The sequence below is a fragment of the Chryseobacterium sp. SORGH_AS_0447 genome (assembly GCF_030818695.1).
Lineage (GTDB): Bacteria > Bacteroidota > Bacteroidia > Flavobacteriales > Weeksellaceae > Chryseobacterium.
In genome coordinates this window covers 1845536-1857902 of sequence record NZ_JAUTAR010000001.1, presented here as the reverse complement: position 1 = coordinate 1857902, position 12367 = coordinate 1845536, and the positions used below count along the sequence as shown (strand labels likewise).

The window sequence follows — 12367 nt, the reverse complement described above, 5'->3', positions numbered from 1 at the left end:
GGATGAAAAAATTATTTAATAATGATCAGAAAAAACGAAATAACCAGACAAAAATTATTTGACGGCGATGAACAAGAATGCCTGAAAGAAATTTTTGAAATTGAAAATCAGAAAATCAGATTAATTGATTTTTACAACAATCCCTTAAGAGATTTAAAAAAAGAATTAGCTGGTGAAATTTTTGATACCATCGTCAGAGAAAATAATTTTAATGTAAAAAACAGTTTCATGGAAAAATATAGATCTGAAGAGGGATTAGAAGTTCATTATCTTATAAAAGATGATATACTCTATCTGTTTTCCTTTGGAGAATTTCCACCCGGAAGATATATGCTCTTTTTAGAAAGCATTTACCATTACAATCGTCAAAATGATTAAACCACAACATAAGAAGTTGTGGTTTAATTTTATTTTCTTTTTAATAGAGCAGTGAAAGCTCTCTTTTAAGGTAGCATAAAAGACGAGGCTTATCAGAAACTGGCAATGAGGCAATAAGAAAAACTTCCGGCATCCGACTTCCCTCTCCCAGCCTGACAATATGATTTTCCTTTCAGTTTTAGGTTATTGATCGCCTTGGAGTTTATTAAACCACTCCGCATACGCATCAACGGCCGATTTCAGGAACTTCTTGCTATCTTCGCTTTTAATTTTTCCGTTATCGTCAAACCATTCGGCGACGTTGGCGATGTAGACTTCCGGCTGCTGCATGGTAGGAAGGTTGAGATAAACAAAACATTGTCTTAAATGATGATTGGCCCCAAACGCGGAAATATTTCCCGGCGAACTGCTGAAAACGGCTGCCGGCTTATTGTCCCACACACTTTCTCCGGATGGTCTGGACCCGACATCAACAGCGTTCTTAAGGACACCCGGGATGGAACGATTGTATTCAGGGGTGATGAAGATAAAACCTTTGATGTCTTTCAGCTTATTTCTGAATGCTGTGTATGCTTCTGGTACTTCATTAAAATCGTCAAAATCTTGGTTGTAGATGGGGAGGTTGTCAATGGAGACGATTTCAAATGCAAAACCTTCCGGTTGTAGATCAACAACGGCCTGGGCCAGTTTTTTTGAATAGGAAGCCTTACGGAGACTTCCGGCAATAATTCCGATTCGATTGCTCATACTATGTAAATTTACCTTTACCCTTTCAAGAACCAAGCCATACAAATTCCTCCAAATCAATTTTATGCTACCGAAGTAGTATAATTTCAACTCAACAGCAATTCATTGATTTTCAGAAATAAGAATCTAAAAAAATATTAAGATTTAAATAAATTCATTCGTAAGATAAAAGATGATGGCATATTCAAAACTTCCAGCCATAATTTTGACGAAAAACTTCCAGCACCCTGCTTCCCTCTTCCAGCCTATTATCTTTATATTCTACCCTTCATCTTCCCAGATCACATGCACGATTTTCCAGCTTCCGTTTTCTTTCATCAGCTGAAACATTTTATGGCCGGACGCCTCAAAGTATTTCCCTTGAAGCATCCCTTTTTTCCGGTATGTTGAATAGCGCTGGGCGATATTGCCCACTACCCTCGTTTCTTCGGCAGTTTCCCATTCGCTGAATTCCGTTAACGTCCCGTCGGTTAAATTCTTTTTCCTTGGACCGATAAATGATTTCAGGTCATAGATTTCCGCACTGTCACCGGACTTTTTGATAATGCTTGCGAATGGTGAACAGAGCTCATAGATCCGGTCAAATTCCGGCTGTTGAATAGTATTTGAAAATATCCGGTAAAAGTCATGGACAGATTTTCCGATCAGCAGATGATCCTTGCTCAGAGCATATTGCCATAAGGTTTTACCACCTGCCTCTATTACACTTTCGAAGCAGAACTTCAGTTTTTCCAACAGCTTTACAGACCGACTATTTTCTTCAGTGGTAATCGCCAGGATCTTATCATCCTTCGAAATTTCCGGAACCGAGTACATCACGGCCCGGGTTGCTTCAGCGGCATAACCTTTCCCTTCAAAATCCGGCAAAAAAGCAAAACCGATGTCGAAATGTTCCAGATATTCCCTTTTTACCAAAGTGATAATGCCGATTGCCCTGTTCTCCTGTGCGGGAGTAACCGTCCAGTAATGGATCTGAGGACTTTCGGTAACCTTCTGAATGTAGGCCTTCGACTGTTCCTCCGTTTTGATATTCCGGTCTCCGATAAACTGGAGCCAGCCGGGTGTATTAACAAGTTCGAGAATAAATAAATGGTCATTACCCGTAAGTATTTTCAGCCGAAGCCTTTCCGTAAAAATAGCCGTTGTGATCATAAGGTTGGTCTGATGAAACTGCCTGGTTTAAATTTCTGTTTTTAAATATCGGCAATTAATAACAAATACAACCCTTTTTATGGTACGATGGTAATAAAAAGATAAATTAAGAATATTCCTATAAGCACGACTCCCTGCATAATATTCGTTTTACCTGTCGCAAGAGACACCGTAATGATGAAAAGCGAAAGCCCCAAAAGGATGGTAGACTTCACATCGATTCCCAAGGTCATCCTTATCCCGGTAATCACGGATATAATGGCAATAGCGGGAATACTCAGTCCGATACTTGCCAGCGCTGAGCCGAAAGCAAGATTTAGTGAGGTCTGGATCTGATCGTTTCTGGCCGCCCTGAAAGCAGCCAGGCCTTCAGGAAGAAGAACAATCCCTGCAATGATAACCCCGACGATCGATTTCGGAGCTCCTGCTGCGAGGACTATATGTTCCACATCTTTTGAAAGCAGTTTGGCCAGTAATACGACAATACCCAGACATAGAACCAGCATGAAAATACTGAGATACATCTGTCCGGCTGAAGTTTTTCCGGTATGCTCCTGCGGCTGTTCATCCGCTAAAAGCTTATTTTGTGGGGAGATAAAAAAACTGCGGTGCCTGATCGTCTGAACCATTGTGAAACCCAGATAAAGCGATAAAGAAATCAGGGCGATAAAAAGCAGCTGAAACGAAGTGTATTCGCCTCCGCTGTGGCTTACCGTAAAATTGGGAAGAATAAGAACAAAAACCACCACTGCGGTAAGAGTGATCAAAGCGGTACTTACGCCCTGCAGAGTAAAAACCTGCTCCCTGTAACGCAGCGATCCGATGATGATGCAGCTTCCGACAATCCCGGTAAGGATAAGCATTACAGCGGCAAAAACCGTATCGCGGGCGAGGGTAATGGTTTCAAGACCTTTTGCTCCCATCATGATTGAAATCACAAGCCCGACTTCTATTACCGTAATGGCAAATGCCAGAAGCAGAGTCCCGAACGGTTCGCCCAATCGCTCGGCAATAACTTCCGAGTGATAAACAGCAGCCAGAACGCTTCCCAGAAGCAGTATCGCAAGAATAGCGGAATAATAACCTGATGAAAAGACAGCACTTCCCGAATAAAAGAGCCAGGCCGATACCGGAACTAATACCGTCCACAGCCGTATATATTTTTTTTCATTCATAAAGAAAGTCGTGTTTTAAATTAATTTCCGGATCTCCTCATACGACCGGGTTTCCCGTATTTCGTTTTTTAGAAATGATAGAGAAAAATGACGTCACCCGTATAAGCCGGCTTAGACTGATCCTGTATCAGAAGTTTGGCTTCAACAATTACTTTGACAGTTCCTCTGAGATTATTAACGGATTTTATGGTGGCCTGTAAGCAGACTTTATCATTTACCATTACCGGAACACCAAACCTGAAGTTTTCAATTCCGTAATTGATTTCCATTTTTACATTTCTTACTTCGGCAATCTGCTTCCACAGGTAAGGAATCAGAGACAGCGTTAAATAGCCGTGCGCGATGGTAGAATGATAAGGCCCTTCCTGTTCCGCTCTTTTTTCATCTACATGAATCCACTGGTGATCGAGGGTAGCATCGGCAAATCGGTTGATCTGCTCCTGATCGATAACGTGCCATGAAGAGGTTCCGACCATCTGCCCTTCCAGCTGTTTATATTCATCAAAATTATTGATAATAACCATTTCTATTTTTTTAACGAATTTATCATTATTATTCATTACATAAGAACATAATTCTATTTAATTCCTTATACCGATAAAAAACCTCCCGCAAAACGCGAGAGGCAGATGAACATAACAAAATAATAAGTAATTGCTTACATCCTATTTTCCGGCAATATATTCAGCCAACTGAAATTATATGAATTAGTATGAGATTCAGCTGATATTACACGGAACGTTATGTAAGTTTTATCATAAGACCGGCTTATGCCAGCTTTACGTTGATTGCGTTTAAGCCTCTGTCTCCTTTTTGTATATCAAAAACGACTTGGTCGTTTTCACGGATTGAGTTTGTATTCAGTCCTGAAGAATGTACAAATATATCTTTGCTTCCGTCTGCCGGAGCAATGAATCCGAAGCCCTTTGCTTCGTTGAAAAATTTTACTGTGCCTTGTTGCATGGTAATGATTGTTAAAATTATATATTATCGTGATCTCTACACTTTAGAGATCTGTTGATCTTATTTTCCGGGATCCTGTTTCTAAGAAACATACCGTCGGTCTGTTTTTTCCTCCTGATAATGACCTACCGTAACTTCTACCGGTTTGCGGAGAACCGTTTCTGCAAATTTCCTTACACTTTCGGGCATTGCCGCTGAAAAAAACAGCGTCTGTCTTTTGTGGGGAATCAGTTTCAGAATTTTTTTCACTTCATCGGCCCCTCCCATTTCAAAAATCCGGTCGGCTTCATCCAGTACCAGTATTTCAATTTTAGAAAGGTCGATATACCGCTGTACAGCAAGTTCCAATAGCCTTTCTGGGGTTGCCACCAGCAGATCCACTCTTTTTCTTAAAGCAGAAAGATGGCCTCCGGTAGAAGTTCCGCCAAAAACGGAAAGCTGGGAAAGCGGAAGGTATTTACTGTATATGCTTAAGTTATCCTCAACCTGTATTACATGTTCTCTTTCCGGGCTAAGGATCAATACCCTTATTTTCCTGTGTTCCTGTGGGTTCTTCTGCAACAGCTGAAGAATAGGCATTACAAAAGCGCCTGTTTTTCCGGTGCCGGAATCCGAACATGCCACTACATCATGGCCTGCCAGAATATGGGGGACTGCAAAACTCTGTAATTCAGTAGGCTTTGAATATCCCGCTTCCGTAACCGCACGGATAATCGGATTGATTAAATGTAAGTTTTTGAAACTGATCATAATCGGCCGGTTGCCCGGTATTTTGTAAACAAACCCGTTTCCGGAATCTGAATAGGTATCGTAGGGTTGATAAATAAAGATGCTTTATCCGTTTACCATTTTATTTGCCTGGTTTCTTCAATAATTTTAAATAAGGATACTGAATAGACTGCAATAACATTTCATTTCTAAAATAAAAGGGATGCTATACCGGCTCTTATAATCGAAGTCAGATTAATAATCGGGCAGCTGAAAAAGCAAAACTGAAGGATAAAAATGTAATTTAAATTAAATCAGTACAGCGAAGGCAGGAACCTGTTTTATGAATACCCTGCAAATGTACACGAAAAAATCCGGAAAGCGGCAAATATAATTCACTGATTTTCAAAAATTTATTCGTAGCTTACGCACATAAACCAAATTGTTTGCAAACTGCGGATAATTTTAAATTTCAGCTTATGCAAACTCACTCCACTGCTCCGCAGACGCAGGCTCAGCCTGCAAAAACTTCTCCTTCCCAACAGATACGGATCGCTTACTTCATTATGATACACCACAAGCCTAATGTTTTTAAGGCCATGTTTGAGAAGATTTATACGCGCGACCAATTTTACCTGATCCATATAGACCGGAAAGCCAAGGCTTCGTTTACCGAAGAAATCCAGCTGTACCTCGTACAGTTTCCCAATGCATACCTTCTGGAGAGCATGAATATAGTTCCCGGAGGTTTTAGCATCATCCAGGCTGAGCTCAATGCGATGGAATATCTGCTGAACGTAAGCCCAGACTGGGATTATTTCGTCAATTTAAGCGGCGAAGACTATCCGCTAAGATCTCAGAATATCATCCGCCGGTTCCTCACCGTCAACAACGGAAGAAACTACCTTTTCTATTACGACCAGAAATTTTACAGGCCCGATACCATGCAGCGGATCCAGAACCATTTTACCGAGCTTACCCATAAAATTTCTTCCATGGTGTACAAGAGGGATTTCATGGAGGGTGTTACCCCGTACATTGGAGAAAAATGGTTCATTCTCACCCGGGATACCTGTATTTTCCTTACTAATAACAAAAGGGTAATGGATTTCGAAGACTATTACCTCCACACCCTTTTGCCTGCAGAATCTTTTTTCCAGACGGTCCTCATGAACACAGAGTTTAAAGACATTATTGTAAACGACGACAAACGGGCAAATATCGAAAAAAGCTTTTTCAAAAATGCCCGCTACACAAATGATTTCATTAAATCCCTTGTCGCCGGCAATCATCTTTTCATCCGAAAGGTAAACAGCAAAACGGATGGCATTATCCTTCAGTACATAGACGAACACTACGATCTGCCCCTGCCAGAAATTGATGAGGTGGAAAGGGAACTGAAGAGAACCGACCGGGACAATAACTGATTTCTTATCTCAAAATCATGAAAGCTGGGTCAGCAATTTCCCATACATTTTGATGGTTTCAGCCTGATCATTAGATACATCCTGGATATAGATCTGCGAAAAGCCGTGGCTCATGTCTTCTTTCAGCCATTCCAGATGTTCTTTCGGATCCGAAGATGCGCGGATGATCTTATTGGTCTGCTCTACCGTAATACTTTCTACCGCACTGTCGAAGTCTTCGGGAGTTCTTATTTCAGACTGCAGGTTTCCGCCGAGAACGGCGTGGCGCCAGTTGTACCAGGCTTCATATTCCGCCTGCTGCTGATCCGGATGATAGGACATAATGGCCTGCAAATGCATTTCATTCCGGTCTCCCCCGCCCTGCTCATAGGCATAAATAAATTCCTTCTGATCTTCCACGGGTTTTATTACAGTGATGATGCCGTCCGCGCATCCGGCGAGTTCATGAGCCGATTCATTGGATAACGCGGCAACCAGGATTTTGGGCTGAACGGACGGTAAAGTATATAATTTAGTATTGTACACCTGGAAAAACTTGCCTTCAAACGTTACCGTTTCACCTTTCAGCAGGCTTCTGATAATGGTAATGGCTTCCTTCAGCCTTTTGTTTCTCTCGCTTTTTACCGGCCAATGATGATTGCTGATGTGCTCATTCAGCAGCTGTCCGCTTCCGAAAGCTGCCCAAAACCTGCCGGGATACATCGAGGCCAATGTGGCAATGTATTGGGCAATAAGTACGGGATTACATCGATCTGTAGGCGAAGTCACCACACCAAACGGCAGCTCTACCGCATTCATGGCACTTCCGAGCCAAGGCCAGGAGGCAATGGAAGCCCCCTGCCTTTCACTCCACGGATAAAAATGATCTGAACAGGTAATGCCCTTAAAGCCATGCTCCAACGCCGTTTTAGCATTGTTAAGATGTTCCTGCGGCGTAAATCTTTCCAGGGAACAGTGGTATCCGATTAATGGTTTCATAATAATATATTTTGTGATTTTTTTAATTCTTGCTTTCTTAATAAGGGGTCACAGCAAATAAGTTTTGGAAATTTTTAAATATAAGTTTAAAATATTTCCGCGTTACCGGTTCTGCCGTAATACCTGTGGAACCCCCGTTTTTTCAAACTTAAAAAATAATGGGAAAAGATCTTATGACACCGATCAGCGCCGGAGAACATTTTTATTGTTATTTTATTAGTACATCAAACAGCTTTTCAGAAGAAATAAATACCACAGGGCTCTTATAGATAAAAGAATTATGCCTCAAAGTTTATGACGGCAGTCATGATCTTCCTGTTCTTTAAGCACTAGCTTTATGAATAGTAATATAAATACCTTATGCAAAATATTTTATGCTTCAGCCATCTGCGGTGGAATTTTGTATTCCAGCGCCCTCAACATTTATTGACCCGGTTTGCCAGAAACTATAATGTCTTTTATTTTGAAGAACCTCACACCGGACCCGATTCCTACGAGATTACAGAGCAGGACGGCATTTCCATCGTCAGTATTCATATCGAAAATCATCAGGATGATTATAAAGGACGAATGACCAGGATCATCAACAAATTTCTTAAAGATCAGCATATCCAGGATTACCTGTGCTGGTATTATACACCAATGGCTCTGGAGTATACCGCACACCTTACTCCTAAAGTTACCATTTACGATTCTATGGATGAGCTGTCGGCCTTCCGTTTTGCCCCTCCGCAGCTGCTGGCTTATGAAGAAGCACTCTTCAAAAAAGCAGATGTGGTGTTTACCGGAGGACATACGCTTTATCAGGCTAAAAAAGACAGACATCACAACATCCACCCTTTCCCGAGCAGCATCGATAAAGTTCATTTTGGAAAAGCCCGGAGAAAAACAGACGACAGTCCCGATCAGAGCCATATTCCTCATCCGAGGTTCGGTTTTTTCGGAGTAATTGACGAAAGGTTTGATATTGAACTCCTGAAGGAAGTTTCTTCCCGAAAACCCGACTGGCATTTTGTAATTATCGGACCGGTGGTGAAGATTGATCCGGCGGAACTTCCAAAGGCGGAAAATATCCATTATCTGGGTCCTAAAAAATACGACGAGCTTCCCCAGTACATCAGTCATTGGGATATTGCCCTGGTTTTGTTTGCCATCAATGAATCAACGGAATTCATCAGCCCTACCAAGACGCCGGAATATCTTTCGGCAGGGATCCCGGTGATTTCTACACCGATCAAGGATGTGGTAAGGCCATACGGTGATGAGAACCTGGTGTATATCGCAGATAACGCCGATACCTTTATTGCTTTCGGAGAAGAAGAGCTTCAGAAAGATTCCCGTAAGCAATGGCTAATGAAAGTAGATGAATTTCTAGCGGATGACTCCTGGGACAACACTTTCCGAAAAATGAGCCTCTTAATTGATACCGTTAAAAAAACCAATGGAATTTATGTATGATTATCTGATCACCGGCTGCGGATTTGCCGGATCCGTACTCGCCGAACGCCTGGCCAGCCAGGGGAAAAAGGTACTTATTGTCGACAAACGCGATCATATTGGCGGAAATGCTTATGATTATTACAACGAAGAAGGCATATTGATCCATCAATATGGTCCGCACATCTTTCATACCAATTCCGAAGAAGTATTCCGGTACCTTTCACGATTTACCGACTGGAGACCCTATGAACACCGGGTTTTAGGAAGTGTAGACGGACAGCTGGTCCCGATTCCGATCAACCTGACGACCATCAATAAGCTATACGGGAAAAACCTCACTTCATCGGAAGTGATGGATTTTCTGGCTTCAAAAGCGGAAGTTCGGAAACCGGTTCTCACTTCTGAAGATGTGGTCATCAATGCAGTAGGAAAAGAATTGTACGAAAAGTTTTTCCGTGGCTACACCAGAAAACAATGGGATCTTGATCCTTCGGAACTGGACGCTTCGGTAACGGCAAGGGTACCGACACGGACCAACAGTGACGACCGGTATTTTACCGATACTTTTCAGGCGATGCCCAAGAACGGATACACGGAGATGTTTAAAAAAATGCTTTCCCATCCGAATATCCATATTATGCTGAACACCAATTTCAGGGATATTGTAGGGATGATTCCGCATAAAAAGTTGATCTATACAGGACCGATCGACAGTTATTTTGATTTCAGGTTCGGGAAACTGCCGTACCGTTCCATCGATTTCCGGTTTGAGACATTAGACCAGAATCAGTACCAGGACACAGGCACCGTAAATTATCCGACCTCTAATCTTTATACAAGAATTACAGAATTTAAGCACCTTACAGGACAGGTGCATCGCAAGACCACCATTGTGTATGAGTATCCGACCGGTGAGGGTGATCCCTATTACCCTATTCCGAGAAAAGAAAATCAGGAAATCTACAACCAGTATAAGAAGCTGGCAGATGAAATGCCTGATGTTTATTTTACCGGGCGTCTGGGAACATATAAATACTATAATATGGATCAGGTGGTTGCCCAGTCCCTGGCATTATTCCGTAAAATTTTAAAAGAAAGCGAGCATGAAATACAGGTTCAGTCCGTTTGATCCCGGTAATCCTTTCCAAAGCTTTCTGATGGCAGGTTTTGAATGTGCAGACCATCAGAATGCATTCGGGGAAAGAGTCGACCTTATTGAACTGACAGGTCATGACCAGCTGATCAGCGAAGATTACGAAAACCTGCGCGAAATAGAGATCACAACCGTAAGAGAAGGGATTCGCTGGAGTAACGTTGAAAAAAAGCCCTTTGAATACGACTGGCGGCAGGTGGAAGATATCATCATGCAAGCAGAAAGGCATCAGATCCAGGTGGTCTGGGACATCTGCCATTTCGGGTTTCCGGATGACCTGACACCGCTCCACCCTATGTTTGCCAGACGTTTTGCCCATCTGTGCCGTGCTTTTGTAATTAAATACCGGAGTCTGGTTCCGGACGGTGCACTTATCGTGACCCCAATTAATGAAGTGAGCTTCCTGTCCTGGCTGGGCGGAGAAGTGAAAGGAACGAGTCCGTATACTGTAGGACAGGGTTGGGAAGTAAAGTATATGCTGATGAAAGCTTATATTGAAGGAATTGAAATGATGAAAGCCGTGGACCCTACCGTACAGATTTTACCGACAGAACCGCTGATTCATATTTCGGCTGCAGATCTTTCGGATCCTGTTTTAGTACTGAAAGCCCATCAAAAACATCAGGAGCAGTTTCAGGTACTGGATATATTAACCGGAGTCCTATGTCCTGAACTTCGGGGAAAACCGGAATACCTGGATATGATCGGGGTGAATTTTTATTCCAACAATCAGTGGACGATCCATGATCAACAGTCTATTCCGTGATGGGATGCAGATCCGCCTAATCCTTTATGGAAAAGTCTGAACACCTTGGTTGATGAGGTTTATATCCGCTACGGAAGACCCATTATTATTGCTGAAACCAGCATCCCGGAAGACAAACGATATACCTGGCTGAAAATGATTGGCGAGGAATGTATCTCCATGATCAAAAATGGGATTCCCTTATACGGCTGCTGCATTTACCCGATTCTTGACCGTCCTGACTGGGATTTTCCCGGGATCTGGCATCACAGCGGGTTGTGGGACATCCCGGATCCGGAAAACCTCGAACGGGAAATCCACAATGAAAGCCTCGAAGCATTGAATGAATTTAGGCAGGAACTGTCAGCTCTGGAATCGCCGAAAAATATTTCTGTGGTTACAGATATTATTATGATGTGAACTGATAACTATTTAACAGGAAGTCCTTATATACAAAACTCCGAAGCTTTCTGCTCCGGAGTTTTTTTTAATTTAAGTATTTAATTGTTAATTTAGATACTTCCGTACTGCTGTGTTCCCGCATCATTGGTTTCAGCCGCTTCAAGATATTCACGGATGCTTTCTTCAGGGAAGAGGTCAAGTACTTTATTGATATCAATAATTTTATGTTTATTGATGATACTCTCTATGGATTTTGCCGCATCCGGCTGATTGATCAGCCGTTCCAGAAGCCCGTAAGTATTTACCATTTTTTTGTGCGTATTTTCTTCGTCACCCCCGAACCAGGAACCGTTGAAATGATGGCTCACATAATTTTTCGGCAGATCCTGTGAGAAATAAACGGACGGGTAAAGCGTTACGTCATGCTTCAGTTTCTGGATGGTATCGCTGTAACGGTCTGCTCCATACTCCTTCTCAAGCATTTCGGAAAAGATATCGGTATTGATCCGTTCCTCGAAGCCGTCCTGAGCATCATAATAAGCTACGAAATCCTCTGCAAGCTTATGCTTCGGTTCAGCCATCCAGAATGCAGAATAAGGAACACCTTTAACTTCAAAACCGCAAACCGCCTTTTCATTAAGAAATTCATCCAGCGGAAGTTTCAGCTCCATATCGGTATCCATATAAATTCCGCCGTGCTCAAACATTACTTTGGATCTTACATAATCTGATACGAAAGCCCATTTTTTCTGTTCGAATGCTTCTTTTACATAATTGTTATCTTCCAGGGGCGCATTGCTCTCGTTCCATTCAACCAGTTCATAATCGGGATGGATCTTCTTCCAGGATTCGATACAGTGTTCTGCAAGCTCGTGTTTTGCGTGGCCTCCAAACCAGCAATAATGTATTTTTTTTGGTATCATATATTATTTTTTAGTGATTTTGATGTCAAGCGGCAAAATGCCGCTCTTTATCATTTACAAAAATTAAACCTTAGTGTAAAAATGGAGAATATTTATATACCCCATCTTTAGTTTTTACCAAAAATAAACTTTGAAATGATTATGATTTAGAGAATTAAACAGCCAGGCCTTTCACT

14 protein-coding genes are annotated in these 12367 nt (G+C 42.0%); 6 read left to right on the top strand and 8 right to left on the bottom strand.

Annotated features, from left to right (window positions below; translation table 11 throughout):
• Nucleotides 1–21 precede the first annotated feature (21 nt).
• Entirely contained in the window at nucleotides 22–378 is a 357-nt protein-coding gene (locus tag QE422_RS08750) for a hypothetical protein (protein WP_307456894.1), read from the top strand.
• 183 nt (nucleotides 379–561) lie between these two features.
• Here the strand turns inward: QE422_RS08750 and QE422_RS08745 are convergent, their stop codons facing one another.
• The 6 genes from QE422_RS08745 to QE422_RS08720 all read right to left on the bottom strand — a co-directional run bounded on the left by QE422_RS08745 (nucleotide 562) and on the right by QE422_RS08720 (nucleotide 5165).
• On the bottom strand, nucleotides 562–1125 hold the full coding sequence (locus QE422_RS08745; protein ID WP_307456891.1) for an NADPH-dependent FMN reductase: 564 nt from the start codon (nucleotides 1123–1125) through the stop codon (nucleotides 562–564).
• Between the two features lie 261 nt (nucleotides 1126–1386).
• Nucleotides 1387–2277: a GNAT family N-acetyltransferase gene (locus tag QE422_RS08740; RefSeq protein ID WP_307456888.1), complete on the bottom strand. Its 891-nt coding sequence runs from the start codon at nucleotides 2275–2277 to the stop codon at nucleotides 1387–1389.
• Nucleotides 2278–2354: 77 nt separating this feature from the next.
• Nucleotides 2355–3452, bottom strand: a complete 1098-nt coding sequence (locus tag QE422_RS08735) for a calcium:proton antiporter (protein ID WP_307456885.1) — start codon at nucleotides 3450–3452, stop codon at nucleotides 2355–2357.
• Between the two features lie 68 nt (nucleotides 3453–3520).
• Entirely contained in the window at nucleotides 3521–3976 is a 456-nt protein-coding gene (locus QE422_RS08730) for a MaoC family dehydratase (protein ID WP_307456883.1), read from the bottom strand.
• Between the two features lie 244 nt (nucleotides 3977–4220).
• Nucleotides 4221–4415: a cold-shock protein gene (locus QE422_RS08725; protein WP_307456880.1), complete on the bottom strand. Its 195-nt coding sequence runs from the start codon at nucleotides 4413–4415 to the stop codon at nucleotides 4221–4223.
• An 81-nt stretch (nucleotides 4416–4496) separates the two neighbouring features.
• Nucleotides 4497–5165 carry a DEAD/DEAH box helicase gene (locus QE422_RS08720; protein WP_307456877.1) on the bottom strand — a complete coding sequence of 223 codons (669 nt, stop codon included), beginning with the start codon at nucleotides 5163–5165 and terminating at the stop codon, nucleotides 4497–4499.
• A gap of 437 nt (nucleotides 5166–5602) precedes the next feature.
• Between QE422_RS08720 and QE422_RS08715 the strand changes: the two genes are divergently transcribed.
• Nucleotides 5603–6550, top strand: a complete 948-nt coding sequence (locus tag QE422_RS08715; protein ID WP_307456873.1) for a beta-1,6-N-acetylglucosaminyltransferase — start codon at nucleotides 5603–5605, stop codon at nucleotides 6548–6550.
• Between the two features lie 15 nt (nucleotides 6551–6565).
• On the opposite strand, the gene QE422_RS08710 is transcribed toward QE422_RS08715, so the two are convergent.
• Nucleotides 6566–7528: a TIGR03557 family F420-dependent LLM class oxidoreductase gene (locus QE422_RS08710; protein WP_307456871.1), complete on the bottom strand. Its 963-nt coding sequence runs from the start codon at nucleotides 7526–7528 to the stop codon at nucleotides 6566–6568.
• 360 nt (nucleotides 7529–7888) lie between these two features.
• On the opposite strand from QE422_RS08710, the gene QE422_RS08705 reads away from it, so the two are divergent.
• From QE422_RS08705 to QE422_RS08690, 4 genes are read left to right on the top strand one after another with little or no spacing between them, the layout of a single operon-like run.
• On the top strand, nucleotides 7889–8986 hold the full coding sequence (locus tag QE422_RS08705; RefSeq protein ID WP_307456869.1) for a glycosyltransferase family 1 protein: 1098 nt from the start codon (nucleotides 7889–7891) through the stop codon (nucleotides 8984–8986).
• On the top strand, nucleotides 8970–10097 hold the full coding sequence (gene glf / locus QE422_RS08700; protein ID WP_307456866.1) for a UDP-galactopyranose mutase: 1128 nt from the start codon (nucleotides 8970–8972) through the stop codon (nucleotides 10095–10097). Before QE422_RS08705 ends, glf begins: the two co-directional genes overlap by 17 nt.
• Nucleotides 10072–10887, top strand: a complete 816-nt coding sequence (locus tag QE422_RS08695) for a hypothetical protein (protein ID WP_307456862.1) — start codon at nucleotides 10072–10074, stop codon at nucleotides 10885–10887. The genes glf and QE422_RS08695 overlap by 26 nt, the downstream gene beginning before the upstream one ends.
• A gap of 45 nt (nucleotides 10888–10932) precedes the next feature.
• A complete protein-coding gene (locus tag QE422_RS08690; RefSeq protein ID WP_307456860.1) occupies nucleotides 10933–11286 on the top strand; it encodes a hypothetical protein in 354 nt (117 codons plus the stop codon).
• A gap of 92 nt (nucleotides 11287–11378) precedes the next feature.
• Here the strand turns inward: QE422_RS08690 and QE422_RS08685 are convergent, their stop codons facing one another.
• Complete coding sequence (locus tag QE422_RS08685; RefSeq protein WP_307456858.1) at nucleotides 11379–12191, bottom strand: glycosyltransferase family 32 protein; 813 nt, start codon at nucleotides 12189–12191, stop codon at nucleotides 11379–11381.
• Nucleotides 12192–12367: the final 176 nt, after the last annotated feature.